Here is a 26,456-nt window from a genome sequence, read left to right on the forward strand (position 1 = left end):
GGCTCAGCCACGCGCCGCAACCCCTTCCATCGCGTCAGTGATCTCATGCAGCGCTGTGCGGGCAAAGGCGCGGAAGATCATCAGCTGGAACTCGGTCTCAGACATCCGGGTAAGCGAGCTCATCATATGCGCCACTTCCGTGCGGGCCGTGCTGTTGATCGGGAATTGCCTCAGCCGCGTGTCGATCGGGCAAAGCCGCGCCAGCACCTCTTCAATTCCCTCGCCGCGCAGCGAAAGCACCGCCCAGGCATCCGACTGATCCGTCAACGCGGCCTCCTTAGCCAGTGCCGGGTCCGGTTCCACCCCGATCAAAAGCGCCATGTCGCGTCCGAACCAAAGGCAACTCGCCTTTTTGCCCGGCAATAACATGTTTGGCTTGGGAAAGGTGATCCCATGTGCCTTTTTCAACAAATCGGACACAGCTTTCTGTCGACCCGGATAAGGCGCAACCGAGGTAACTGCCCCAAGGTCGGTCACCTCTTGCACCACCATCGTGCCCACCTCGACGGGCGTCGCGCCCTGCAAGTGCGTTGTCGGCTCAAGCTTAACCACGCATCCGCCCTCCCTTGGCATCGAACTGCACCGGGTCCACCACCTCGCAGAGCGTCGAGACGCCGTTGAGATGCTCGACCATGCGCACCTGTTCCCCAAGCCGCGCGCGACCATTTTTCAAGAAACCCAGCCCGATCATGTGCCCAAGCTCTGGGGAAAACCCAACTGAGGTGATGTAGCCCTGATCGTTTTCGCTCTGCGCCTCAGCGTCAGGGTTAAAGAGATGTGCGCCCGAAAGGAGTTGCTTGACCGTGCCGATGGACTTCAGCCCGACCATCTGCTCACGCGCCTCATCCATCAATCCGGGACGGGCGGCCATCGTTTTGCCGATGAAATCCTTCTTGCGACTCATCATCCCCTGCATGCCAATATCAAACGCGGTCACGCGACCATGAATCTCGGCGTGGGTAACAAACCCTTTCTCAATGCGCATAACATTGAGGGCTTCCATCCCGTATGGACCGCCATCCAGCGTCTCGGCACGAGACAGAAGCGCATCAAAGAGCGCCGCCCCGTAGCGAGTGGGCACAGCCAGTTCATACGCCAGCTCACCGGAAAACGAGATACGGAAGAGCCGCGCAGGTATATCCCCGATTGAGACATGTCCGCAGGCCATAAAGGGCCAAGTGGTATCATCGAGCTTCTGCCCCAGCATGTCTTCCAGCAATGCACGTGATTTGGGCCCCGCTACGGCGAACTGCGCCCATTGCTCCGTCACGGACACAAAGCGCACTGCCATTTTGGCACAAAACGCCTGTTGAACGAAGTCGAGATGCCGCATCACCTGCCCCGCCGCGGCCGTAGTGGTTGTGACCAGGAAGTGTTCCGGCCCCAGACGTGCGCAGGTGCCGTCATCCATGACATGCCCGTCTTCGCGCAGCATGAGGCCATATTTCACCCGGCCCTCTTTCAGCGTTGACATCATGCCGGTGTAGACAAAATCAAGAAACGCTCCGGCGTCCGGCCCCTGCACGTCGATCTTGCCCAGCGTTGAGACATCGCAAATACCGACCGCGTCGCGGACCATCCGCACCTCGCGGTCACAAGACTGTCGCCAATGTTCTTCACCAGCCCGCGGAAAATAGCTGGGCCGATACCACAACCCGGCTTCGATCATCGGCGCGCCGAGTGCGATAGTGCGGTCATGTGAGGTGGTGAACCGCTCGGGCGCAAAGCTTTTACCCTGTCCGCCCGCGCCTAATGCGGCGATAGGCACGGGGATGAAAGGCGGGCGGTAAGTGGTTGTGCCTGTTTCAGGAATCCCCTGCCCCGTTGCATCCGCCAGAACAGCCAGCGCCGCGATGTTGGAGTTCTTGCCCTGATCCGGGGCCATGCCCTGTGTGGTGTAGCGTTTCATATGCTCGACGGAACGGAAATTCTCAATCGCAGCCTGTTTCACATCCTTGACCGTCACATCATTCTGAAAGTCCAGCCAGGCGCGGCCCTTGCCCGGCACAGACCACAGCGGTGTAATCTCATAGGCGCCATCCTTAGCTTTGGGCAGTTTGGCCTTCGCACGCTTGATCCCAAGATCATCAAGAACAGCCTGCGCCGCTTCCACCCCGCTTTGCAGACAGCCCGCAGTCGAAAAAATGCCTTTCGCCGCCCCTGCCACTGTCATGCTGGGAATGGCCCCCTCAACCGGGACAAAGGCCGCGATGCGCTCGTCCCAAACTGGACGCCCGCCCATGTGACAGCTGAGATGCACAGACGGGTTCCAGCCGCCGGACATGGCCAGACAATCGGTCTGTATTTTCTCGACCTCACCGTCTTGCTCTATGGTGATGGCCTCAAGCGCACGACGGCCTTCAGCATTGCTGACCTGCGCGCCGGGGTAAAATGGGAGGCCAAGATTGCACACCGCATCCGGCCGCACGTCGATCAGAGCTGCCACATGCACGCCCTTTGCCTGCAAATCTGCCACGGTCCGATGGCCCGCATCAGAATTGGCAAAGACCGCCACACGCTGACCCGGGCTGACCCGCCAGCGATTGACATAGGCACGCAGCGCACCTGCCATCATGATCCCGGGGCGGTCGTTGTTTGGGAACGCGATGGGCCGCTCAATCGCACCGGCCGCCAAAATCGCACGCTTGGCCACGATCCGCCAGAACGTCGCCTTTGGTGCTCCGGATCGTGCGGCCACCTCGGGGGCCATGCGTTCCAACGCGCCATAAGTGCCCTGATCATAGGCGCCGACCACGGCGGTGCGCGTCATCACGCGAACGTTTGGCATCTCTGACAGGCGCTTAAAAATCATTTCTGCCCAGAGGTTTCCCGGTTGACCTTCAACCTCCTCCCGTTCGGCGTTGAGCCGCCCGCCCACACGCATGTCTTCCTCCGTCAGGATCACATCCGCCCCGGCCTCTGCTGCAGTCAACGCTACCATAAGCCCCGCAGGTCCAGCCCCGATGATCAGAAGGTCGCAGAACGCATGGGCCTTGTCATACTTCTGCCGCGCCGCCTCTGGGCTGAGCGTGCCCAGACCCGCCGCGCGACGGATTACTGGCTCATAGAGTTTTTCCCATAAAGCTTTGGGCCACATGAAGGTCTTGTAGTAAAATCCCGCGCCCAGAAAGGGGGCAAAGAGGTCATTGACCGACATCACATCGAAATCCACGCTGGGCCAGCAATTCTGGCTGTACGCTTCCAGCCCCTCTGACAGTTCCACCATGGTAGCGCGCGCATTAGGCTCTTGCCCCGCACCGCGCCCCAATGTGACCAGCGCGTTGGGTTCCTCGCTACCAGCAGTGAAGATGCCACGCGGGCGGTGATATTTAAAAGACCGCGCCACAACCTTGATATCATTGGCTAAAAGCGCTGAGGCCAGCGTATCTCCGGAAAACCCGAGATACCGCCGTCCGTCATAGGAAAATCCAATCCGCCGGCTGCGATCAAGGAGGCCCGCCCCGTCCAACCTCATGACGTATCCTCTGCCAGTTGCGTTGCGATCACCTCATGCGTGGCGGTGTTGCGCGTGACCACAACCCACGCGCCACATCCCATCTCGTGATACCACAAGTCGCGCGTCTCACCGCAGGGGTTGTCGCGATTGTGGACATAATCATCCCACGCCTCTGCTCCGGCATCCTCTGCCGGTCGATCCAAGGCCAGCGCGTGACCAGAGTAATAGAATTCTCGGCGGTCACGCTCTCCGCAGATAGGGCATGTGATCCTCATCTCACAACCCCCTGCTTCTTCTGGGAAAACCACACGAACATACAAACGCTCTAATGCAAGTTATGCTGTGCACCGGTGCCCTCCTCGTCCATCAGACCATAGCCTGTCCGGAACCGATCCAGCCGCAACCGCGCGGCGGCTTTATGCGGGGTGCCCGTCGCCACCAGATGTGCCATGCAGTGCCCGGATGCCGGAACCGCCTTGAACCCGCCGTAGCACCAGCCGCAATTGAGGTAGAGCCCGTCGATATGGGTCTTATCGATGATGGGGGAGCCATCAGGGCTCATATCCATGATCCCGCCCCAGCTGCGCAGCACCTTGGCCTGTCCGATCATCGGCATAAGCGTCATGCCCGCTTCCATTACATGCTCCACCAAAGGCAGGTTACCGCGTGCGGCATAAGAGGCGTACATGTCCAAATCCCCACCAAAGACCAGCCCGCCCTTGTCCGACTGGCTGATATAGAAATGCCCCATGCCAAAACTGATGACATGGTCAATACAGGGCTTCAGCCCTTCAGTGACAAAGGCTTGCAACACGTGGCTTTCAATCGGCAGGCGCATCCCGGCCATGGCGGCGGTCTGGCTGGAGCGTCCGGCGGTGATCATAGCGACTTTCTTGGCGCGAATGGCACCCCGCGAGGTTTGAACGCCCGTCACTTTGCCGTATTCCACGTCAATGCCGGTGACTTCGCAATTCTGGATCAAGTCCACGCCCCGGTCACTCGCCCCGCGCGCATAGCCCCAGGCCACGGCGTCATGCCGCGCCGTGCCCGCGCGCCGCTGCAGCAAACCACCGTAGATCGGAAACCGCGCCTGATCATAGTCGAGATAAGGTACCATGCGTCTCAACTGCGCCACGCTCAGAAGCTCCGCATCATCGCCCTGATTGCGCATCGCATTGCCCCGCCGGATGGCGGTATCGCGCTGTCCATCGGAATGGAACAGCACAATCTGGCCCCTCTGCGAGTGCATCACATTGTAATTCAGGTCCTCTTCGAGCCCCTCCCAGAGCTTTAAGGAATGGCTGTAGAATTCTGAATTTCCTGGAAGAAAGTAATTCGCACGCACAATCGTCGTGTTCCGTCCGACATTCCCGCCCCCCAGATACCCTTTCTCCAGCACGGCCACGTTGGTGATCCCGTGTTCCTTGGCCAAATAGTACGCCGTCGACAATCCATGCCCACCGCCGCCGATTATCACCACGTCATAGGCATCCTTGGGGCTGGGATCGCGCCAATGCGCTGACCAGCCTTTGTTGCCGGTCAGCCCTTCTTTGATCACACGCAGCCCCGAAAACCGCATCACATTCTCCTTTAAAGCGTTTCGCGATGAACCTGAATCACAGATGATCGCGAAACGCAGCGCAACACTCAATCGTTGCACGCGTTTCGCCTTTCGCTGATGTCTCAGGTTAAAGGCGAAACGCTTTGGTGCATGGACCGGAGTGAAGCAATTTGCGCAGGCGGGCGCAATCGGTTGCGGCAATTTCTTGAGCCAAAACCGACACGCGCCGAAGTTCGCAAAGCGTGCAGGTTACTTCAAATGATCTGGCCGCGCGGCCTTTCGTGTTTCAAGCGTGATCACTTCAACAGGCGCGATGGGTGCGCCGTCGGATTGGCGCAAAGGGCTTTTGCGCCCCCGCCCGGTCATGCGCGCCAGCACGGCGCGACTCAGCGCGGCAGCAAGAATCTTGACCATACCGGATGATTTTTCGGGCGCTCCCATGCCAGGACGGGCGCTCTCGGCGAAGGCATGACATCGCACCTGCCCCAATACAGTGTCAGCCTCTTCTACCTCCGGCTGGCGAAGCGGTATGCTGACGAAAGGCACGTTGAGGTTGCGTAGGGTGCTGAACATCAAGGTGCCGCAGCACATTGCATACCAACGATATCCTCCGCGCGGCGACAACTTATATATTTTAAGGTTTTCAACGCCTTGCAGAAACGTCATTCGGTCTGGGGTGCTCTGCCAGATATCGGATGCACCCACAGGGGCCAGCGTATCCTGGTCAGGATCATTGAGCCGCGCCGCTGTCTGGCAATCCCCGCAATAGCACCTTAGCCGCGTGCCCGCCGCAAAGGCGGGCACGTGGATTATCGTTTTTGTGGCACCGCAACGGCACGTATGAGAGACGTCACCGGGCACCACACCAGCGCTCAGAGACCGAGCGCACGATAGCTTGCCGCCACCTTTTCAATGGCCACAAGGTACGCCGCCGTACGTAGGTCGGTCACATCATCCCGCTCATGCCAGACCTCGCGCATCGACTGATAGGCCGTGCGCATCGTGTCATCGAGGCCCGAGCGCACAAGCTCAAGCTCCCCTGCGCCGCGCAGGTATTTCTGTTTGAAACCCGGTGTCAGGGTCCAACCCAGTTCTTTGTCGGCACTCAGTTGTTCAAGCTCATCCACGATCAACTGGTGGCGCGCCTCTTCCTGACGGCGACCCATCCGGCCAAAGCGAATATGGCTGAGGTTTTTGACCCATTCAAAGTAAGACACGGTCACGCCCCCAGCATTCGCATACATATCCGGGATAATGACGGTGCCTTTTTCGCGCAGCACATCATCGGCACCCGCTGTCACAGGGCCGTTTGCGGCCTCGATGATCAGCGGCGCCTTGATCCGGTCCGCATTGCCCATGTTGATCACGCCCTCAAGTGCCGCCGGGATCAGAATGTCACAGTCCTGTTCCAACACAGCCGCGCCTTCGGCCTGATGTGCCGCATCGGGAAAGCCCGTCACACCCCCATGTTTCATGATCCAGTTGCGCACCGCTTCGACGTCGAGACCCTTTTCATTGAACAGCGCGCCGTCGCGCTCGATGATCCCGGTGATGACACAGCCATCTTCCTCTTGCAGGAATTTCGCGGCGTGATACCCCACATTGCCAAGGCCCTGCACAATCACCCGTTTGCCATCCAACGTGCCGCTCAGCTTGGCCGCCTTGATGTCTTCGGGGTGACGGAAAAATTCCTGCAACGCATATTGAACGCCGCGCCCCGTGGCCTCGGTCCGGCCCTGAATGCCACCGGCATTGACAGGTTTTCCCGTGACACAAGCCCGGCTGTTGATATCGGTTGTATTCATGCGCCGATACTGATCCGCGATCCACGCCATCTCGCGCTCGCCCGTGCCCATGTCGGGGGCTGGGACATTTTGCGACGGGTGAATAAGGTCACGCTTGGCCAGTTCGTAGGCAAACCGGCGTGTGATCAATTCAAGTTCATGATCGTCCCATTCGCGCGGATCAATCCGCAACCCGCCCTTGGAGCCACCAAAGGGTGCTTCCACCAGAGAACATTTATAGGTCATGAGCGCGGCAAGCGCCTCGACCTCATCCTGGTTCACGCCCATGGCATAGCGAATACCGCCCTTGACCGGCTCCATATGTTCCGAATGCACGCTGCGATACCCGGTGAAGGTATGGATTTGTCCACGCAATCGCACGCCAAAACGCACGGTGTAAGTCGCGTTGCACACGCGAATTTTCTCTTCCAACCCAGGTGGCAAGTCCATCAGCGACACGGCGCGGTTGAACATGAGATCCACACTTTCCCGAAAGCTTGGTTCTTTTATGGGCGCGTTCATTGGGTTCTCCTCCCTTCGCGTTATTTAGGCAAGCTGCTTCTATCTGGCGCTTTTCACTACATCGTTAATGGAGAACGGGCATTTGTCCAGCAACACAAACTGGGGATCTCGAAGAAAACCGCCCTCAAAGTCGTGAACCACGGCTTTGTCTCCGCAGCGAAAACAAAAACAGATTTCGTGTCGTTTTGTAGAGCAGAGACGCTTCAATCCTACCTATTTTAAAGGCCCTGCGCCATAATTTGAACACAGACCTCTACGATAAACGCTACGTCGAATTCCGTTTACAGGGGCGAAATCCGCCCCACTGAGGTGTCATTATGATGGTTTATACTGGACCAACCAAAAAGGGCCGTAAGGGTGCATGTGCCCGGTCGTCCCTAATCACGAAATCAACCAAACGAATTGCGTGTGCATTCCGCAAAGCCGAAGAAGGCGCCGCAACGATCCTGACGCTTTTCATCTTCATGTTCATGCTTGTCATGGCTGGCATCGGCATTGACATGATGCGTTTCGAGATGGAACGCGCCCGTCTGCAGGCCACTCTTGACGCAGCCGTGCTGGCCGGTGCCGGCGCACCGTTTGGCGAAGATCCCAAAGCCATCGTGCAAGACTATTTCGCCAAAGCGGAAATGTCCGAATTCTTGAACGCATTCGAAGAGGGCGACGTACAAACATCGCTCAACGCCTCCAGCGTGCACGCCAGTGCCGAGATGACGATGGACACTTACCTGATGAAGCTGTCAGGTGTTGAGAGCCTCACCGCGCTTGCCGCCGCAACCGCCGAGACGCGCATTCCGAAGCTGGAGATCGCGCTCGTCCTCGACGTGTCGAATTCGATGAACAACAACAACAAAATCGGCAACCTGCGCACAGCTGCACGCGATTTTGTGACAACCATTCTCAACTCAGCGGATGAAAACAACGCTGTGATTTCTGTTGTGCCCTTCAGCACCTCGGTGGCACCTTCGCAAGAAATCTATGACGCTCTGCTGGTTGACGAAACACACGACTACTCGAATTGCCTGGTGTTTGACGACGACGATTACAACAGCACCGCGCTGGTCACTGACGCCGCGGCTGCGACATCTGACATCACCCTGCAGCCCATTCGGCAGGCAATTTACACATCGCGCTTCGGGGATTTTAACGACCTGAACGGGCCATGGCGCTCATGCTATACTGAAGATGGGTATCGCATTAAGCCGTTTTCGGCGAGTGAAACCCAACTGCACACTACAATCAACAACCTGATCGCAGATGGGAACACCACCGGCAGCCTTGGAATCAAATGGGGTGCCGCCCTGTTGGACCCAAGCTTCCGCGATGTGACCACGTCGTTGATTGCGTCGAATCACATGGATGCTGCCCTGGATCGTGTTCCGGTTGACTACACCGAAGGGGATACTGTGAAGGCCATCGTCATGATGGGCGATGGCAAGAACACAACGACCTACTTCTTGCCAGAAAACAGCGACTATCGTGGGCCCGACTCGGAAGTGTTCAAAGTTCGGTATTCAGACGAAGAATTCTATTACGTCTACTATCGCTACAATGCGAATTACCGGTCTTATAGCTCAAGCTACGAGTACCTTTGCTCCAGCGCTTACCCAGACTGGCTTTGCGAGTACAAGTCCGTGGACTACACAAACTACTTCATTCGCGATGTTGATGATCACTATCCTCCAGGTCTCTTGACCGGACCTGGTGACGACCTGGACGATACGCCACTTCCACCATGTGACAACGACAGCTCAACAAACTGCGATGATGTTGTCGATGAGCTCTTTGACGGCCGCTACTACATCAACGCGGAAACCGGCCAAAAGATCGACGGCGTCACTTTTGTAGAACTTGACGACGAAGTCGATGAGTTCATCTCGCGCCGCCGCATTCCGTGGGAAGAGGCCTGGGGCCTTATGTCTCCGGACGAGTATGGTGACCTGACAGGTGACCGCACGCCGGACGACGAATACGAAGCGTCGGGCAGTAACATCAGTGGCTCCAAAAAAGACACGCGTATGTCGAACGTCTGCACCGCGGCCAAGACCAATGGTGTGGTGATCTACACGATCGGTTTTGAGATTGGCGAAGGTGGAACGGCTGAAACTGCACTCAAGAACTGTGCAACATCCTTCACGCATTACTACCGCGTGGACGGAGTGGATATTTCAGCCGCCTTCAGCTCCATCGCGGGCAACGTGCAATCGCTGAGGTTGACACAATGATACGCAAATTCCGCTCTCTCCTGGGCCGCACGGCCCGGGAGGAAGACGGGAACGCAACAATCGAGTTCGTTCTCCTCTTCCCCATCTACCTGTCCTTTATCGTGATGTCGGTCGAACTGGGCTTCATCACCATGCGGCACACAATGATCGAACGCGGTATGGACATCGCCGTACGCGAGCTTCGTCTGGGAACAGGCACTGCGCCACAGCACGATGAAATCAAGCAGATTGTCTGTGACAATGCTCTGCTTGTTGTGAACTGCGAAGACAACCTGCGTCTGGAAATGGACTCTGCCAACCTGTTTGCATTCAACTCTTTGGACACAGAAGTGGACTGCACCGACCAATCCGAGGAAGCTCGGCCTGTACGCACATTTACACCCGGTCAGCAGAACCAGTTGATGCTGCTGCGTGCGTGCTACAAATATGACCCGCTCTTCCCCGATGAAGTGTTGGGGTCAGCATTGCAAACTGACGGGGCTGGTCAATCGGCAATCGTATCAATGACTGCCTTCGTACAGGAGCCAATCTGATGTTGTATGCGCGTTTTAAAGTCGCAATGCGCAGTTTCTGGAACGAAACACGCGGGTCGTTTACAGTCGAATCCGTGATCGCAATTCCGCTCCTCTTTTGGGCAACAGCCGCAACGTTCGAATTCTTCGAAGTGCACCGTTACAAAAGCGCACGGGAAAAGGCGACTTATGCCATCGCCGACATGATCTCTCGCGAGACATCACAGGCTGGACTGACATCCGTCTACATGGACAATGCGTTGACGATGTTCGACGCAATTTCAAATGACGAAGGTGCCAACCAGATCCGGGTGTCCGTGGTTCAATACGATCAGATCGAAGACATCTATGAAATAGTCTGGTCGGAAATTCGCGGCCAGGAATTTACATTGGAACAGTTGGAAACCTCAGACGTGGAAGACGATCATGATCGCTTGCCGATTGTGGACCACGGCGATCAGATCATTGTGGTCGAGTCCAATTCGTTCTACGAACCTCTCTTCGGCATCGCCCTTGACCGTCTGCTTGTTGATACGAGGATGTTCACGTCAATCCGGTTTGCGCCTCAAGTGTGCTATGAAGGGATCTGTGCCCCGGCAAATGACGGAACCACAGACACCAGCGACGACGACGACGCCGCAAGTAACTCTTAATCCAACTCAATGTCACCGCGTATAAGCGCGGTGACGATATCGGCCATGGCCCGCGATTGTGCGCCCGGTGTGACACCTCCGATGCCCACACGCTTGCCCATGCGCCACCAAAGCCCCGGACGCCACCGCGCCGGGGCTTTCTGTTTGAGCTTGATGAGAAATCCATTGGACGGTTTGAACGCGAAAATGCCGCGATCCAGGCTGTCAATGTCTTCGAGACGAGCGATCATCTCTCCATCACTGGTGCGCAACCCCTCGCGCGTCAGTTCCACCGCAAGCGCCGTGGCGCGGCGCATCGCGTCCGCCATCCACAGCGCCAGGCCACCAATCACCACCAGAAACATCTGCCATAACAGAGCCCCTGGGGGTCGCGCCATCGCGACATAGACCGCCAACAGGCCCAATAGAGCCAAAGCACCGACACCCAGCACTCTACGTCCCGGAGAGGCGCGCACAACCACCAGAACTTCTGAATTGGACGTCATGTGTAATCCTGTCTGGCTCTCGCTCTTGCCATGTCTCTAAGTCCCCACAGAGTGACGTACCAGGTTCCAATACAGCGTTTCGACCTCGGGCCGCGAAAGCCGCCCCTGCTCGCGGAACCAGGTGTTAACCCCCGTCAGCATTGCAATCAACGCCATGGCCGTGATGCGTGGCTCCTGCACCACAAACACACCCGCCTGCGCGCCACGCCGCAAGATCTCCTCCAAGGACGACTCATAGTCCCGTCGCAACGCACCGATGGCGTCAAAATTCTCCGGGCTCAGATTGCGCAGCTCCATGTAGGAAATGAACACCGCATCGGCCCGCTGTGTGTTGAAGCGAATATGAAACCGGGTGAAGGCTTCGAGCGCCGCAGCAGGATCTGTGACATCGACATGCGCAGCCTCTTGAGACCAACCTGCCAGAAGATCGTCCATATGACCCTTCAGCAGATCGAACAAAAGGCTTTGTTTGTCAGGTGTGTAGTTATAAAGCGCCCCGGCCTGTACGCCCACTTCGGTCGCGATTTGGCGCATCGAGACCGCCGCGAACCCATGTCTCGCAAAAAGCCGAAGCGCGGCATCGCGCACCTTGGGACCAGTGATATCAGAATGAGAACCTTGTGTACGAGCCATGATGACAGGCTTAACTGAACATATGTTCAAATAAAAGCCCCGCTTGCCTGCGCCCCCAATCTAATGGCATGACACGAACATGCGTTCCGAACCGAAAATCCGTGCTGCATGTCATGCTCTCCGCCGAACCGTCATCTTGTGCGGGTTTATTGCTGTTGCGGGATGCACGCAGTTCCCGGACCTGAACCAAAGCGTCAGCACAGAGGCACGCAACGGAAACTTCCCGGCACTTGTGCCCGTCGAGGTTCTTCGCGCGGACGCTCCGGCACAGCAGGTCACCGACACAACCACCACCACGTTGGAGGCGCGTGTTGCCGCATTGCGCAGCCGCGCCAACCGCCTGCGTGGCACCGTACTGAATAGATCGGCGCGCGCCCGGCTTGAGCAAAAGCCTGACATCCCCGCAGAAGGATGATCTGACCGGCAAACACACGCGCCCTGAATGCAGCGCGAAAACCCGCGTTGCATGCGCGCGCCGGGCGCGGTACATCGCCCACATCTGCAACGCGTCCAGAATATGGAGACTGCCATGACCGCCCCTCTTCGTCTTGGGATTGCCGGATTGGGCACTGTCGGCACCGGCGTGGTGAAAATTGTGCGCCAAAAGGCAAACCTGCTGGCACAGCGTGCAGGACGCGCCATTGAGATAACCGCAGTTTCCGCCCGCTCCCGCGACAAAGATCGCGGCGTGTCGCTGTCCGGCTATGACTGGGAAGATGACCCGGTCAAACTGGCCACACGCGAAGACGTGGATGTGTTTGTCGAACTCATGGGCGGTTCGGATGGCCCGGCCAAAGCCGCGACCGAAGCCGCCATTGCCGCGGGCAAGGACGTTGTCACCGCCAACAAGGCGCTTCTCGCGCTGCACGGCAATAGTTTAGCACAGGCCGCTGAAAATGCCGGACAAGTTCTGCGCTTTGAGGCGGCTGTTGCGGGTGGCATTCCGGTGATCAAATCCCTGACCGAAGGGTTGGCTGGCAACGAAATCACCCGCGTTATGGGTGTGATGAACGGCACTTGCAACTACATCCTGACACGGATGCAAAGTGCGGGCCTGCCTTATGACGAGGTGTTTGAGGAGGCCAATCAACTGGGCTATCTGGAGGCAGACCCTACCCTCGACGTGGGTGGCATTGATGCCGGGCACAAGCTGGCCCTGCTCGCCTCCATTGCCTTTGGCACGCAGGTGGATTTCGACGGTGTCTCGCTGGAAGGCATTCAGAACATCACCATCGAGGACATCCATCAGGCCGCTGACATGGGCTATCGCATCAAATTGCTTGGTGTGGCGCGAAAAACCGGGCGTGGACTGGAACAGCGCATGTCGCCTTGCCTTGTGCCCGACACCAGCCCTCTGGGTCAGCTCGAAGGCGGCACCAACATGGTCGTACTCGAAGGCGACGCGGTGGAGCAGGTCGTGCTGCGCGGTCCGGGTGCAGGCATGGGGCCAACCGCCAGCGCGGTGATGGGCGATGTGATTGATATCGCGCGTGGGTTCCGCATTTCAACCTTTGGCATTCCGGCCAGTGAACTGGCAGAGACGTCTCCTGCCACGGCAGCCACACCTGTACCCTACTACCTGCGCATGGCCCTGCATGACAAACCCGGCGCTTTGGCCAAGGTCGCCACCATTCTGGGCAACGCGGGCGTGTCCATCGACCGGATGCGGCAGTACCGTCATGATGATGAAACCGCGCCTGTCCTGATTGTGACCCACAAAACCGCCCCTGCAGCCCTGGATGAGGCGTTGACCGAGATGACCAGCCTGGATGTCCTCGCCGGTGCCCCTGTGGCACTCAGGATCGAAAGCGTTTAACCCACCCTTTTCCTTGTGTAACGGCTGACCGGCAGCTAATGCTTTTTGCGATTTGAGCCCGAAGGAGCTTTTATGACCCAAGACTTTGATGACGCCACACTTTCGCTGGCTCTGGCGCGCGTGTCCGAACAAGCCGCATTGGCCTGTCGCCCTCTGATCGGACATGGCGATGAGAAAGCCGCCGATCAGGCCGCCGTGAACGCCATGCGCGAAGAGCTGGGCAAGATGGACATCGCCGGCACTGTGGTCATTGGCGAAGGCGAACGAGACGAAGCTCCGATGCTCTATATCGGAGAGGAAGTGGGCAGCGGGTCCGGCCCCGCCGTTGACATCGCGCTGGATCCGCTGGAAGGCACCACCATCACCGCCAAGGCCATGCCCAACGCGCTGACCGTGATCTCAATGGCGCCGCGTGGCACGATGCTACACGCGCCGGATGTCTATATGGACAAGCTGGCCATTGGTCCGGGCTACCCCAAGGACGTGGTCTCACTTGAAATGTCGCCGGATGAGCGCGTCACAGCCCTGGCCAAGGCCAAAGGCTGCGCACCTGCGGGCATCACGGTCTGTGTGCTGGAACGCCCCCGCCACGAAGACACCATCGCTGCGCTGCGCGGCACCGGCGCCGCGGTCTATCTCATCGGTGACGGCGACGTGGCCGGCGTCATGCATTGCACTGACCCTGAGGTCACAGGCATCGACATGTATATGGGCTCTGGCGGCGCACCTGAGGGTGTTCTTGCCGCAGGCGCCTTGAAATGTCTGGGCGGTCAGATCTGGGGACGCCTCTTGTTCCGTAATGACGACGAAAAAGGCCGCGCCGCCAAGGCGGGGATCACCGATCTTGACCGCGTCTACAACCGCGACGAGTTGGTCTCATCGGACGTGATCTTTGCCGCCACGGGCGTGACCCAAGGCTCGCTTGTGGCTGGTTTGAAGCCCGGTGCGGGGTATATTGAGACACAAACGCTTCTCCTGCGCTCCTCCACCGGGGAACGCCGTGTCATGACCTGCCGCCACCCGGTCGCGTGACCGGCTTTCTTGGCGTCACCTCTTCCCTGACGGGCCGACAATGGGTCGGACCCTCGCCCGAGACGGATCGGCTGGCCGAGGCCATGGCGCAGGCCACCGCCCTGCCCCGCGCTTTGTGCCAGACCCTGAGCCGACTGGGTGTCTCCAGCGACGCGGCGGAGGCTTATCTTGCGCCCAAGCTGCGCGACCTGATGCCGGATCCGCGCAGTTTGAAGGATATGGAAGCTGCCGCTGCGCGGTTTTTGCAGGCTGCAGATGCGAAAGAAAAAATCGCTGTTTTTGCCGATTATGACGTTGATGGCGGCTCCTCAGCGGCCCTGCTCATCGACTGGCTGCGTCAGATGGGGCGCACGGCAACCCTCTATGTGCCCGACCGCATCGACGAAGGCTATGGCCCCAATGCCCCGGCCATGGCCGAACTTGCGGCGGCGCATGACCTGATCCTCTGTGTTGATTGCGGCACACTCAGCCACGATGCTCTGGCCGCGGCAAAGCGCGCGGACGTGATCGTGCTGGATCACCATCTGGGCGGTGAAACCCTGCCGCCTGCTTTGGCCGTGGTGAACCCTAACCGTCAGGACGAGAGCGGCGAACTGGCGCATCTCTGCGCTGCGGCTGTCGTGTTCCTTATGCTGGTCGAGGCAGGCCGCCAACTGCGTGAGGCAGGCAAGCAAGGCCCCGACCTCATGGCCATGCTCGACCTCGTGGCGCTGGCAACGGTCGCAGATGTGGCCCCGCTGCGCGATGTGAACCGCGCCTTTGTGCGCACCGGTCTGTCCGTGATGGCCAACCGCGCCCGCCCAGGGCTTGTGGCGCTGTCCGATGTGGCCCGGCTTGATGCCGCGCCCAATACCTATCACCTCGGCTTTGTTCTTGGACCGCGCGTGAATGCCGGGGGGCGTGTCGGGCGCGCCGATCTGGGGGCGCGTCTTCTGGCGTGCAATGACCTCCATGAAGCCAAGTCTCTGGCCGAAAAACTCAACGAACTCAATGCAGAACGGCAAGATGTTGAAGCAGGTGTTCGCGCCGCCGCACTGGATCAGGCCGAAGAGCGCGGGCTGGACAAGCCACTTGTCTGGGCCGCCGGAGACGGCTGGCATCCCGGGGTTGTCGGCATCGTCGCCTCACGCCTGAAAGAGGCCACCAACCGCCCTGCTATTGTTATAGGCTTCGACGGTGACGAAGGCAAAGGTTCGGGGCGCTCAGTCTCAGGCGTCGATCTGGGACATGCGATCCAGAAACTGACGGCGGAAGGCCTTTTGATCAAAGGCGGTGGACACAAAATGGCCGCTGGTCTGACCGTGGCACGAGAAAAACTTGAGGCCGCCATGGACCGGCTCTCCGAGCTTCTGGCGAAACAGGGCGCGGGCCAATCAGGCCCGGCTGATTTGCGACTGGACGGGTTGCTGATGCCCGGTGGGGCCACAACCGAGCTTGTCGAACAGATTGAGGCCGCTGGCCCTTTCGGCGCAGGCGCGCCCGGCCCCCGCTATGCCTTTGCTGACCAAGGCATCAGCTTTGCCAAACGTGTGGGCGACAGCCATCTCAAGCTGCGCTTTGGCGACGGCACCGGCCCAACCCTCGACGCCATCGCCTTTGGCGCATTTGACACCCCTCTGGGCCAAGCCCTGGAACAGCATGGCGGTGCGCGTTTTCACCTCGCCGGACGTCTCGACATCAACACCTGGGGTGGCCGCCAGACCGTGCAACTGCGGCTGGAAGATGCTGCCCTCGCTTGACGAAAGCTTACTGCAAGCCTGCGACAGATTGGCTTAGTAAAATTGTCAGAATTGACTTTCCTGATCTTATTAGTCAGGAATAAGCACATGCAATCGCAACCGTGTGGACCGTCACATGATTATCTGTCACTGCCAAACCATCACCGACCGCGATGTTCACGCCGCCATCGACTGGATGCGGGCCTCTGATCGCACCACGCTGATCACACCCGGCAAAGTGTACAAAGCGCTAGGAAAATCGGCGGATTGCGGCGGATGCATGCCGCTCTTTCTGGCCACAATGCGCAGCAATCCCAATTTGGAAGTCCCCATGGAACTCCGCAACTTAAGATGCGGATCAACACAGGAAAAAAGAGAATGCAAGGCGACAGTAAAGTTATCGACTATTTGAACGCGGCCCTGCGCAGCGAATTGACCGCGATCAGCCAGTACTGGCTGCACTACAAACTGCAGGAGGACTGGGGCCTCGGCCACATGGCCAAAAAGAGTCGCGAGGAAAGCATTGAGGAAATGCATCACGCCGATAAGCTGATGGAGCGCATCATCTTTCTCGAAGGCCACCCCAACCTGCAGAAACTGGACGCCCTGCGCATCGGTCAAACCCCCAAAGAAACCCTTGAGTGTGATCTGGCGGCGGAACACGAGGCTCGAGCGCTCTATAAGGAAGCCCGAGAACATTGCGACAAGATCGGCGATCATGTCTCAAAAGACCTCTTTGACAGCTTGCTGCGCGACGAAGAAGGCCACATAGATTTCCTGGAAACTCAGCTCGACCTTCTGGATAAAATCGGACCCGAAAACTATGCCCATCTGAACGCGTCAAAGATGGATGAGGCGGAGTAACCCGCACGTCCGATTTTCAACGCGGGAAAACCGCGGTTTTTTGCGAATCCCCCTTGCGCAATGCCCCGGTTTTCCCTAGGAAACGCCTCACGCCAAGGCATGGCCCGTTCGTCTATCGGTTAGGACGCCAGGTTTTCAACCTGGAAAGAGGGGTTCGATTCCCCTACGGGCTGCCACCCACCCCAGACAGTGCACATTTCTTTTCTGGCCACGTTTTGTGCCGTGTTTTCAAACGCCTGTTTCGCGGGTTGTGCTTGTGAGACTATTGTTAGCGCTGGATTAGCGGCTTTTAAGCGACGTGTCTCGCTCTGCCTTTTTCACATTTCCAGTTTGGTGAGTTCCGGCGTCAGCCGATGGCAAAGAGTTGCGCTTGGTCCAACCAATTACCTGGGATTTCGTTTTTGAGCACCCAATCCGTGGTTAGGAAGTTAGGTTGCTTTGCGTCCAGCACCATCTGAACGGCAGCCGGGGAAAAGAACGCAAACTCAAGGATTTGATGAACGCGTTTGTTAGACAATCCTTCGGCGATGGCAATTTCGCGAAAGCTCTTGCCGCGTTTGATCTCCTGCAGAAGACGGTGCCCACGCGCGATATTCTTTAGCAGCGTTTCATCGCGTTGAGGTTTGTCACCTTCGAACAGAAGTTTGGTCTCAACTCCCCGACGCCGTAGCGTGAAGGTTGTCTCAAACTCTAGATATTCGGTATTGAGCTTATCCGTGTTTACACCGGCCCATGCCGCGATCTGCCTCACATCCAGCTCGATAGTTAGTTTACCTGGTGCCAAGGAGACCTTAGCGAGATAGTCTAGGGGGCTGAACTCCCCTGCCTCCAAGTCCATCAGACGCATCGCGATGGCGTTTCCATCAACATTTTGGATCAAACCACGCGGAAGCGCGCGTTTGAGATGCGACAGGATTTCGGTCTCTATCTGCGCCTCCAATGGTTTCGCGCTCAGGCGCCAGGTTGGTGTCGTTATGTCCGCGACGCGCTGTTCTCGCAGCGATTGGGAGATGTAGTAGCGGTATCGCCTTTTGCCCTTTTTGCTATGGGATGGTGTCAATCGCTCGCCAGAGACGTCAAAGAGTTTTCCCATCAGAAGTGAGATATCGCACACGCCGTTCAGCCGCTTTCGCGGACGCGATGCCTGCCCTTGCAACATCTGTTGAACCCGCTCCCACCGGTCTGCATCGATGATCGCTGGGTGCTGACCGTCATACACCTCACCCTTATGGGCGATGCGTCCGGCATAGAGCGGGTTAGTGAGGATCTTGTGGATATGCCCTCGTGTCATCTGATTGCCACCGGTCCTGCGGCCAGAACCGGTCGTGTAACGCTTTGATCGAAGACCCTGCTCTGTCGCTATGCTGGTGACGACGTTCAAGGCGTGATGCTCGTCATAAAGATTGAAGAGTGCTATAATCGTTGTCGCCTCTGTCTGGTTGATCGCAAGCGTGCGTCCGTCCGCATCGTACCCAAGAGGCACATAGCCTCCCATCCATAATCCCTTCTTTTTGGAAGCGGCGATCTTGTCACGGATACGTTCGGCCGTAACCTCTCGCTCAAATTGTGCGAAGCTCAACAGAACATTCAGCGTCAATCGCCCCATGCTCGTTGCCGTATTGAAGGATTGCGTGAACGATACGAACGATGCGCCAGCAGCGTCCAAGCGATCCACAAGTTTTGCGAAGTCAGCAAGCGACCGCGTTAGTCTGTCGATCTTGTAGACAACGATCTGATCCACGCGATTCTCGTCGACATCCTCCATCAGCCGTTGCAACGCTGGGCGATCCAAATGACCACCTGAGATGCCGCCATCATCGTAGTGATCTCGAAGCAGAACCCACCCCTCATGTCGCTGACTGGCGATATAGGCCTCACACGCTTCGCGCTGCGCATCAAGCGAGTTGAACTCCTGGTCGAGCCCCTCCTCGGTGCTCTTCCGGGTATAGATGGCGCAGCGGACCTTAGGCATCTATGGCGTCTCTTGCTTGCGCTATGTGAAGGCCAAAAAACCGTGCACCGGACCAATGAGCGCTGGTGATGCGCTTGGCAACGCTCGACAAAGATCTGTAGTGCTTGCCATTCATGACGAAGCCGCTTTCAACAGCTTCAACGCGATAGGTGCGCCCATTCCACTCACGCAAAAACACAGTTCCTACAGGGACATCCGTTGTTTTTCGACGGGGACTTCCTAAGTCAAACTGATTGAGAAGTCACCTCGCCTTCGTGGGGTAGGCTCCAATAGAACGCATCTGCACCTCGTGAACCAACACGCGTTGCATGAAGCGTATCGAGAGATATTTGGGCGGCGGTCGCCCAAAGACCTCCCGCCACTCCAAATGACACTCCCAGCGATCCAGAGCCGCAATGTAATCCATCCGGCCTACAAGTTCGGTCTTGCAGTCATTTCCCCAAGCCATGCCCTACCTATCAATCCTCTAGATGGAGCCTTTGGGTCCGGTCGTTCGCTCAATCTTGTGGCCAGATTTGCGAAGTCGCGACAGAGCGGCACGCGTGGTGTGCGGCAACCAGTCAAACTCTTCGCTGAATGCTCTGAGAGATACGCCCTTTTTGCGTTTGAGGCGTTTTACAATCTCGTCGGATTTGCGACCCAATTTAGGTGGTGGCGCTGGCTTAGAGAGCTGTGCCATTTTGGTCTTTGAAGATGTCTCCGTCGTCATTTGGAACTCCTTATCGGCAAATGGGGAACCTTTTCCCCGTACCGACCAGGGCCCGGCAATCCGGGCGACAGATCTTTTGTTTTACTGCTCCGCAGTCTCACCAACGCTTCCCGGGCTTAGGAAGTCCAGTCATTTGTTGAGCTTGCCAAGCGCCTCTTCAATCTCGGTGAATTTGGTCATTGCGACAGCCATCAATTGCGCCAGACGGTCGGCTATTCGGGTTAATTCTGAAGCTGGTGCGTCTGGCCGTTGGCCTTCCGCCGCCAAGCCGGCGCCATCTTCAAGACGACACGTCAGGTCCGCGAAAAGCTTGCCTAAATCTATATTTCCCTGCTCCGCCATGAGCACACACACGCTTCCCTACGCGCGCAAGTCCAGTCGTTTCTGCGAAATGGGCGGGAAGCTGACGTTCGCTGCACTCACAACCAATGCCCGCTTTGCGATGTCGCTTCAACTGATTGCCACAATAAGTTGGGCGAACTTTTCAGCTGCTGTATGAACTTCGTTTGCAAAAAATCTCGCATACAAGCCGCTCAAGGACAAACAACTTCGATCAAGGATGGCCCGCCGCTCGACAGTCCTACAGACAAAGCCTTAACAAATTCATCAGTATCTTCCGCCCGTGTTCCGGGAACGCCATGCCCTTTCGCCAGTGAAACCCAGTCAAGCGACGGTTTTTCCACGTCAAACATCGCTTCAGCATTCTTGCCAATACTCTCAACGCCGACATTTGCAAGCTCATCGCGCAGGATCTGATAGCCACCGTTGGCGAACACAACCACTGTTACGTCAAGGTTTTCGCGCGCCATGGTCCACAAGGACTGCAAGGTGTACATGGCAGATCCGTCTCCTGTAAGCGCGATGACCTTTCTATCCGGACATGCAATTGCTGCGCCGGTCGCGCAAGGCAGGCAGAGTCCGATGGCCCCACCTGTGCCCCCGAGCAAATCATGTGGTCGCGCAGTTGCCATCGGCGGAATGACGTGAAACCCGGATGTGACGGATTCATTGCAAACGATTGCATTCTCGGGAATGAGAGCAGCGAGGGCTCGACCGACTTTCTCTAGCATGAGCCCTCCAGTGGGAATTGGGGGTAAATCAAGCGCATATGTATTTTGCTGAGTTTTGCTCGAAACACCAACCGCATCTGCAAGGGACTGAACCGTCCACGCAATGTCATCTGTAGGGGCACACAAGGTTGAAACCGTGCACCCAGCAGGTTCAGGAGTGCTCGGTTTTCCCGGATATGCAAAAAATGCGACGGGGCGATCAGCACCGATCATTGTGATGGAAGACGTTTGCTCAACCTGAGCAATCTTTGGGGTGATCGGATAGACAAGCTGATCCAATTGTGCAGCCCCTGCTCCTTTTGCAATGCGCGGGATCAGTGTGTCGCATAACAAGCGGCATCCGGTTGCAGCGGAAATTTTGCCAACCAAGGTGCGAAGAGGCTCAAAGAGCGCAGCACCACCTATCATTAAAGCAGCGTTTCTATTCTTTAAACGCACAGCCGCAACCTCGATCACTTCTGCAGATGGGCGATGAAGCGGGTGAGGCGGTAAGCTTGTTGTCACAGGTCCTTGCGACGGCTCCCATGCCGTGTTGGCCGGAAGAACAAGCGTCGCAATCTGGCCGTTCTGAGAGCGCGCAGCCTGAATCGCCGCAGCGCCATCCGTTGCGACGCTCGTGGCATGATGAGACACCCGCGTCCAATGGCTGACGGATTGGCTCACGCCGACAATATCACCCTTGAGCGGGCTTTCGTAACGCAAGTGATGTGTTGCGTGATCACCAACAACATTCACGATCCCGGATCCCGATTTTTGGGCATTGTGTAGATTTGCAAATGCGTTGCCAAATCCCGGCGCAAGATGCAGCAGCGTGCCAGCGACATCGCGCTTCATGCGGTAGTAGCCATCCGCGGCGCCCGTCGTGCCGCCCTCAAACAGACACAGAACGCAGTTCATCTCGGGGTGCTCATCAAGAGCTGCAACAAAGTGCATCTCAGAAGTGCCGGGATTGGCAAAAACTGTGTCCACACCACTATGAAGGAAGGTTTTGACCAACGATTTTGCGCCGTTCATTTCAACACCTCCACGCAGCTCAATAGAACTCTATGGGATAGATGGACTTGGCGTAACAAGAAAAGCTTGTGAAGCATGAGTCGCACCTGACCGTCAGCGTTAGTGAAGGCCCAAAGCTGAGACGTTAGAGCCGCGGAGAATTTCCTCGTAAGCGTGCGCGATTGCGGGCCAGTTCCAAGCCCGCCCGCACCGCAACGGAGCCGATTACGATGGCACCGCCTACAATCGTCACTGGTGTTGGAACCTCAGCGATGATTAGCCAAACCCAGACCGGGCCGAGGGCGAATTCGAGCAACATGAACAGCGTCAGCTCTGCAGCCATAAGCTGTTTTGAAGCAGCAATGAAAAGCGCGTTGGCCAGACCCGACAAAATACCACCCAATAGAAAGCAAAGCAGAATGTCACGTAGTGGGATAGCAAGATCCCCCCAGCGTAGCGCCAGAGAGATAATGATGATAAAACTCCCCGACACGATCAGTACCGGCAGCATTTCAATCCCGCGGTGGCTGCGGACGATGATTGCGTATCCCGAAAAGCAGAGCGCCGTTAGAAACCCCATAAGGTTCCCATAAAGCGAACCTGCGCCTATCCCGCCGGAAACCATAACCGCGACGCCGAGCGCTGCAGCGCACATCGTCAACAACGTTGAGCGCGTGAGCCTTTCACCCAGAAAAAAGCGCGCCAGCAAGGCCGTGATGAACGGAATTGCGCTTAGCATGAAAAGCGTGTTTGCGACCGTTGTGTTCGTGATCGACTGCAAAAAGCAAATACCAGCGCAAGCAAGCATAAGGCCTGCCAGCAGACCAGGACGACCGATACCACGGATACGGTCTGGAGCAGCGCCGCCATGGCGCAGAACCATAATCAACGCAACCATGGTGATCAGTGCAATTGAGCGATATAAATTTATCTGCCAAACATCCGCTTCCTCGATCGTGCGGATCACCAATCCACTAAAGCTGATGCCCACTGAGCTGACGATCATAAGCCCCATTGCCCAGGCGCGCCGTGTGGGTTGCGGAGGGGTCTCTGGTATGGCGGTCATCGATATGCGCACCATTCCCATTGGGAATTCAATAAAAACATGTCCCGCCGTCGATAGCACAATGTGGCGCGACCAACATAAAGTTCTGCGACAAGGGATGTCGGTTTTCAACAGCGTGCCGATGTTGTCGCGAAGACTTTAAGTCATGATTACCGGCCCTCAGGGCCAATTCATCCACCCCTTCCAAGCAATCCGATTTACGGCGTACCATTGGCGACAACTGACAAGGTCAGAGCCCGGCGGCCTGCTTCAGGATCGCGGCGTTAAAGACATCCTGGTGTGCGCCGCCAATGTTCTTGAAGACGGTGATTTCATGGTCAGAGGCACGCCCTGCAGCGCGTTTCTGTACAAGGCCGAACGCGTCGCCACGGATATCATCCCAGCGCAGCGCACCAGTGGCCACTGGCAGTGTCAGTTCGCCCACCTCGTCGCGGCCGCGGTCGCAGCAGGTGTAAACAGAGCCGCGCCGCATCGCGTCATCATCTGCCTCGCGCATGTCCGGCAGGTATGATCCCACCAGGTCGAGATGCGCGCCGGGTTTTAGCAGCGCGCCCTTCACGAGCGGCTTGAGTGACATGGTAACGCAACTGATCACATCGGCCTCAGCCACAGCAGCATCGAGATCAGGCACGGCCTTGGCTGAGATACCTTTCGCACTGAGCACGATGGCCAAAGCTTCGGCACGGGGTGCGGTGCGGTTCCAGATGCGGACGTGTTTTATCGACGGGCGTGCTGCAATATGCGCCATTGCGACATGTGGCCCTAACCCACCCGCGCCCACGATGAGCAGTTCCTGAGGCTTGGGTGGGGCCAGAAGCACCGAGCCGAGCCCCGAGATAGCGGCCGTCTTGCGATAGGTCATAGCTTCGCCATCAGCCACCAGTATCGGCGCACCTGTCTCAGAATCGAAGGCCGCAACAGCGCCAAGCACCGATCCGATAGGAGGATCGCGGTCACGATTACCCGGAAACACGCCAACCATCTTGACTACGATCAGCTTCCCACCCAACCAGCCCGGCAACGTTACAAACATATTGCCCGAACCTGCCGGATCTTTGGTGTAAACACCATCGCCGGCAGGCATCTCACCCGCATGCATGTCATGAAGCGCAGGAATCAGCGTTTCGTAAGTTAACAACCGGTGAACAGTTTCGGCGTCGAACATCTGCATCTTGCTCTTCCTTCGGATCAACTTTGGTGTGACAGTCACTCTAAAGCGTACGTCTTTAATGCCAAATTTTCCTTTGCCCGGCCCTCACCCTGTGATCAGACTTGGCCACCGTCACTCGAACAAAGGACCGCCGCGATGCCCGCACCTGCCCGCTCGACGACATCCGATCCACTCCTGGAACCTTTCCAACTGGCGCATCTTGAGCTGCGCAACCGGATCATGAGCACGTCGCATGCCATCGGCTTTGGCGAGGATGGTATGCCCGCTGAACGCTATCAGCTTTATCACGAGGCCAAGGCCAAAGGTGGGATCGGGCTGACCATGTTTGGCGGATCGACCAACGTATCGCCAGACAGCGCCAACACTTTCGGCCAATTGCGCGCAAGCGAAGACCGCGTCATCCCCTACTTCCAGGACTTTGCAGATCGGGTGCACAAACATGGCGCCGCCCTCATGTGCCAACTCACACATCTGGGCGGACGAAGCCAATGGCGCGGGGACAATTGGCTGCCGACCATCTCGCCCAGCCGGTTCCGTGAACCTTTGCATCGTGGTTTCACCAAGGAAATGCAGGCTGATGATATTTCCCGCGTGATTGGCGATTTTGGTCAAGCCGCGCGGCGCTGTTACGAGGGTGGGCTCGACGGGTGCGAATTGCATATCACCGGGCACCTCATCGGACAGTTCTGGTCGCCTGCCACGAACCAGCGCAGCGATGACTTTGGCGGCAGCCTCGAAAACCGTGCTCGGTTTGGCCTTATGGTGCTGGAAGAGATCCGCCGCGTTGTAACGCAACCCTTTATCGTAGGAGTCCGCATGGTCGTGGGCGAAGGTGACGGCGGCGACATGCCTGATGAAGAGTACCTCGCCATGGCAGAGATACTGGAACGTTCCGACCTGATAGATTTCTTCAATTTCGGTTACGGACGCATCGACACAGAGGTTGGTCTTGCCCGCTACATGCCTGGCATGGCGATCGGGCTGGCCCCACAACTGCGCTCGGTGGCAAATTTTCGACAGCATGTGAAATTGCCGGTTTTTCACGCCGCGCGGATCAATGATATGGCGACTGCACGGTTCGCAGTGGGCGAAGGGCATGTCGATCTCATTGGCATGACACGTGCGCATATTGCGGATCCGCATATCGCACGAAAGCTCTCTGAAGGCGCAGAAGAAACCATCCGTCCCTGCGTGGGCGCAACCTATTGCTCTTGGTACGGGAGCTGCATTCACAACCCGGCTATAGGTCGCGAGGACGTGCTGCCGCATGTGATTGAGAAAACCACCCAGCGCAAACACGTCACCGTGGTTGGCGCTGGCCCCGGCGGGCTGGAAGCCGCACGCGTTGCTGCAGAGCGGGGCCATAGTGTCACCTTACTGGAGGCTGCGCCCAAGGCTGGTGGCCAGATTTTACTGGCCGCAAAGCTTGACCTTCGGCGTGACCTGGTTGGCATTGTCGATTGGCGCGTGAGCGAATTGGAACGCCTTGGCGCAACCCTTCGCTACAATGTGCTCGCGGATGCAAAAGAGATTGTGGAGACTGACCCAGATACGGTCATCATTGCCACTGGCGGCATCCCCGACCGGCTTGAGGACATACCGGGCGCCGAGCTTGGAACGCCCTTGTGGGACGTGTTGGAATCCGCCGCGCCGCCCGAGGGCGATGTGATTTTCTACGACGGAACCGGCACAGCCGCAGGTTTGAACGGTGCACACACGCTCGCCACCGCGGGTGCGAAACTGACCTACGTGACCCCCGATAGCACCGCTGGCGCAGAGGTAAGTTACATTGAACGACCGTTGCAAATGCGCGCCTTCTACAAATCGGGAGTTGAGCTGCGCCCGGACCTTACACTGCGCCGCGTGGCCCGCGACGAAAACCGCCTGTGCCTGACATTCGAGAACAGTTACAGCGGTGAGTCAGTGAAAATGCGCTGCGATACTCTGATCTACGAGCACGGTACACTGCCGGTCGACACGCTCTATCTCGAGCTGGCAGGCTCGGCACGCAATGGCGGCTTGCCAGACCTGGCGGCCTGGGCCACCGCCGAGCCGCAACCAAAAGCCAATGGCGAGGGGTTCGATCTTTACCGGATCGGCGACGCCGTTTCGTCGCGCGACATCCATGCCGCGATCCTGGACGCTGCGAGGCTCTGCGCACGGCTTTAGATAGCCGAATGGAAAAGAAAACTTTTGTCATTTTCAAACTCCGC

25 protein-coding genes and 1 tRNA gene are annotated in these 26,456 nt (G+C 57.7%); 11 read left to right on the forward strand and 15 right to left on the reverse strand.

Annotated elements, in window-relative coordinates; translation table 11 throughout:
- Positions 1–3: 3 nt before the first annotated feature.
- The 6 genes from RZ517_RS13910 to RZ517_RS13935 all read right to left on the reverse strand — a co-directional run bounded on the left by RZ517_RS13910 (position 4) and on the right by RZ517_RS13935 (position 7,324).
- A complete protein-coding gene (locus RZ517_RS13910; RefSeq protein WP_338548779.1) occupies positions 4–552 on the reverse strand; it encodes a sarcosine oxidase subunit gamma in 549 nt (182 codons plus the stop codon).
- Positions 545–3,475: a sarcosine oxidase subunit alpha family protein gene (locus tag RZ517_RS13915; protein ID WP_338548780.1), complete on the reverse strand. Its 2,931-nt coding sequence runs from the start codon at positions 3,473–3,475 to the stop codon at positions 545–547. Before RZ517_RS13915 ends, RZ517_RS13910 begins: the two co-directional genes overlap by 8 nt.
- A complete protein-coding gene (locus RZ517_RS13920; protein WP_338548781.1) occupies positions 3,472–3,732 on the reverse strand; it encodes a sarcosine oxidase subunit delta in 261 nt (86 codons plus the stop codon). The genes RZ517_RS13915 and RZ517_RS13920 overlap by 4 nt, the downstream gene beginning before the upstream one ends.
- Before the next feature lie 50 nt (positions 3,733–3,782).
- Entirely contained in the window at positions 3,783–5,036 is a 1,254-nt protein-coding gene (locus RZ517_RS13925; RefSeq protein ID WP_338548782.1) for a sarcosine oxidase subunit beta family protein, read from the reverse strand.
- Between the two features lie 231 nt (positions 5,037–5,267).
- Complete coding sequence (locus tag RZ517_RS13930; RefSeq protein WP_338548783.1) at positions 5,268–5,822, reverse strand: DUF6151 family protein; 555 nt, start codon at positions 5,820–5,822, stop codon at positions 5,268–5,270.
- 68 nt (positions 5,823–5,890) lie between these two features.
- Complete coding sequence (locus RZ517_RS13935; protein WP_338548784.1) at positions 5,891–7,324, reverse strand: Glu/Leu/Phe/Val family dehydrogenase; 1,434 nt, start codon at positions 7,322–7,324, stop codon at positions 5,891–5,893.
- A 317-nt stretch (positions 7,325–7,641) separates the two neighbouring features.
- On the opposite strand from RZ517_RS13935, the gene RZ517_RS13940 reads away from it, so the two are divergent.
- Genes RZ517_RS13940 through RZ517_RS13950 form a run of 3 tightly spaced genes read left to right on the forward strand, consistent with a single transcriptional unit; the run spans position 7,642 to position 10,714 of the window.
- Entirely contained in the window at positions 7,642–9,549 is a 1,908-nt protein-coding gene (locus RZ517_RS13940) for a TadE/TadG family type IV pilus assembly protein (RefSeq protein WP_338548785.1), read from the forward strand.
- Positions 9,546–10,082, forward strand: coding sequence for a TadE/TadG family type IV pilus assembly protein (locus RZ517_RS13945; RefSeq protein WP_338548786.1), 537 nt, complete (start codon positions 9,546–9,548; stop codon positions 10,080–10,082). Before RZ517_RS13940 ends, RZ517_RS13945 begins: the two co-directional genes overlap by 4 nt.
- Positions 10,082–10,714, forward strand: coding sequence for a TadE/TadG family type IV pilus assembly protein (locus RZ517_RS13950; RefSeq protein ID WP_338548787.1), 633 nt, complete (start codon positions 10,082–10,084; stop codon positions 10,712–10,714). The genes RZ517_RS13945 and RZ517_RS13950 overlap by 1 nt, the downstream gene beginning before the upstream one ends.
- On the opposite strand, the gene RZ517_RS13955 is transcribed toward RZ517_RS13950, so the two are convergent.
- Both RZ517_RS13955 and RZ517_RS13960 read right to left on the reverse strand, forming a co-directional pair.
- On the reverse strand, positions 10,711–11,199 hold the full coding sequence (locus RZ517_RS13955) for a hypothetical protein (protein WP_338548788.1): 489 nt from the start codon (positions 11,197–11,199) through the stop codon (positions 10,711–10,713). The two genes, RZ517_RS13950 and RZ517_RS13955, sit on opposite strands and share 4 nt — an antisense overlap.
- Positions 11,200–11,235: 36 nt before the next feature.
- Positions 11,236–11,832: a TetR/AcrR family transcriptional regulator gene (locus RZ517_RS13960; protein ID WP_338548789.1), complete on the reverse strand. Its 597-nt coding sequence runs from the start codon at positions 11,830–11,832 to the stop codon at positions 11,236–11,238.
- 79 nt (positions 11,833–11,911) lie between these two features.
- Between RZ517_RS13960 and RZ517_RS13965 the strand changes: the two genes are divergently transcribed.
- The 7 genes from RZ517_RS13965 to RZ517_RS13995 all read left to right on the forward strand — a co-directional run bounded on the left by RZ517_RS13965 (position 11,912) and on the right by RZ517_RS13995 (position 17,438).
- A complete protein-coding gene (locus RZ517_RS13965; RefSeq protein ID WP_338548790.1) occupies positions 11,912–12,247 on the forward strand; it encodes a hypothetical protein in 336 nt (111 codons plus the stop codon).
- Between the two features lie 114 nt (positions 12,248–12,361).
- The gene (locus RZ517_RS13970) at positions 12,362–13,648 is read left to right on the forward strand and encodes a homoserine dehydrogenase (RefSeq protein WP_338548791.1); all 1,287 of its coding nucleotides are present in this window, start codon (positions 12,362–12,364) and stop codon (positions 13,646–13,648) included.
- Between the two features lie 72 nt (positions 13,649–13,720).
- The gene (gene glpX / locus RZ517_RS13975) at positions 13,721–14,680 is read left to right on the forward strand and encodes a class II fructose-bisphosphatase (protein WP_338548792.1); all 960 of its coding nucleotides are present in this window, start codon (positions 13,721–13,723) and stop codon (positions 14,678–14,680) included.
- A complete protein-coding gene (gene recJ / locus RZ517_RS13980; protein ID WP_338548793.1) occupies positions 14,677–16,419 on the forward strand; it encodes a single-stranded-DNA-specific exonuclease RecJ in 1,743 nt (580 codons plus the stop codon). The genes glpX and recJ overlap by 4 nt, the downstream gene beginning before the upstream one ends.
- A 115-nt stretch (positions 16,420–16,534) precedes the next feature.
- Positions 16,535–16,810, forward strand: a complete 276-nt coding sequence (locus RZ517_RS13985) for a (2Fe-2S)-binding protein (protein ID WP_422395544.1) — start codon at positions 16,535–16,537, stop codon at positions 16,808–16,810.
- The gene (gene bfr, locus RZ517_RS13990) at positions 16,777–17,262 is read left to right on the forward strand and encodes a bacterioferritin (RefSeq protein WP_338548794.1); all 486 of its coding nucleotides are present in this window, start codon (positions 16,777–16,779) and stop codon (positions 17,260–17,262) included. The genes RZ517_RS13985 and bfr overlap by 34 nt, the downstream gene beginning before the upstream one ends.
- A 101-nt stretch (positions 17,263–17,363) precedes the next feature.
- Positions 17,364–17,438, forward strand: a tRNA-Glu gene (locus RZ517_RS13995).
- Between the two features lie 170 nt (positions 17,439–17,608).
- Here RZ517_RS13995 and RZ517_RS14000 read toward each other — a convergent pair.
- The 7 genes from RZ517_RS14000 to RZ517_RS14025 form a co-directional block, all read right to left on the reverse strand.
- Complete coding sequence (locus tag RZ517_RS14000; RefSeq protein ID WP_338548795.1) at positions 17,609–19,234, reverse strand: recombinase family protein; 1,626 nt, start codon at positions 19,232–19,234, stop codon at positions 17,609–17,611.
- The gene (locus RZ517_RS18400; RefSeq protein WP_422395545.1) at positions 19,227–19,412 is read right to left on the reverse strand and encodes a DUF2924 domain-containing protein; all 186 of its coding nucleotides are present in this window, start codon (positions 19,410–19,412) and stop codon (positions 19,227–19,229) included. Before RZ517_RS18400 ends, RZ517_RS14000 begins: the two co-directional genes overlap by 8 nt.
- Positions 19,413–19,700: 288 nt before the next feature.
- Entirely contained in the window at positions 19,701–19,943 is a 243-nt protein-coding gene (locus tag RZ517_RS14005) for a DUF3489 domain-containing protein (protein WP_338548796.1), read from the reverse strand.
- A 129-nt stretch (positions 19,944–20,072) separates the two neighbouring features.
- Positions 20,073–20,285, reverse strand: a complete 213-nt coding sequence (locus RZ517_RS14010; protein ID WP_338548797.1) for a hypothetical protein — start codon at positions 20,283–20,285, stop codon at positions 20,073–20,075.
- A gap of 191 nt (positions 20,286–20,476) precedes the next feature.
- Entirely contained in the window at positions 20,477–22,027 is a 1,551-nt protein-coding gene (locus RZ517_RS14015) for an acetolactate synthase large subunit (protein ID WP_338548798.1), read from the reverse strand.
- Between the two features lie 124 nt (positions 22,028–22,151).
- Positions 22,152–23,072, reverse strand: coding sequence for a DMT family transporter (locus RZ517_RS14020; RefSeq protein ID WP_338548799.1), 921 nt, complete (start codon positions 23,070–23,072; stop codon positions 22,152–22,154).
- Positions 23,073–23,301: 229 nt separating this feature from the next.
- Positions 23,302–24,243: an ornithine cyclodeaminase gene (locus tag RZ517_RS14025; protein WP_338548800.1), complete on the reverse strand. Its 942-nt coding sequence runs from the start codon at positions 24,241–24,243 to the stop codon at positions 23,302–23,304.
- Positions 24,244–24,378: 135 nt separating this feature from the next.
- Between RZ517_RS14025 and RZ517_RS14030 the strand changes: the two genes are divergently transcribed.
- Positions 24,379–26,412: an FAD-dependent oxidoreductase gene (locus RZ517_RS14030; RefSeq protein ID WP_338548801.1), complete on the forward strand. Its 2,034-nt coding sequence runs from the start codon at positions 24,379–24,381 to the stop codon at positions 26,410–26,412.
- Positions 26,413–26,456 lie beyond the last annotated feature (44 nt).

This window comes from Roseovarius sp. S88, from assembly GCF_037023735.1.
Taxonomy (GTDB): domain Bacteria; phylum Pseudomonadota; class Alphaproteobacteria; order Rhodobacterales; family Rhodobacteraceae; genus Roseovarius; species Roseovarius phycicola.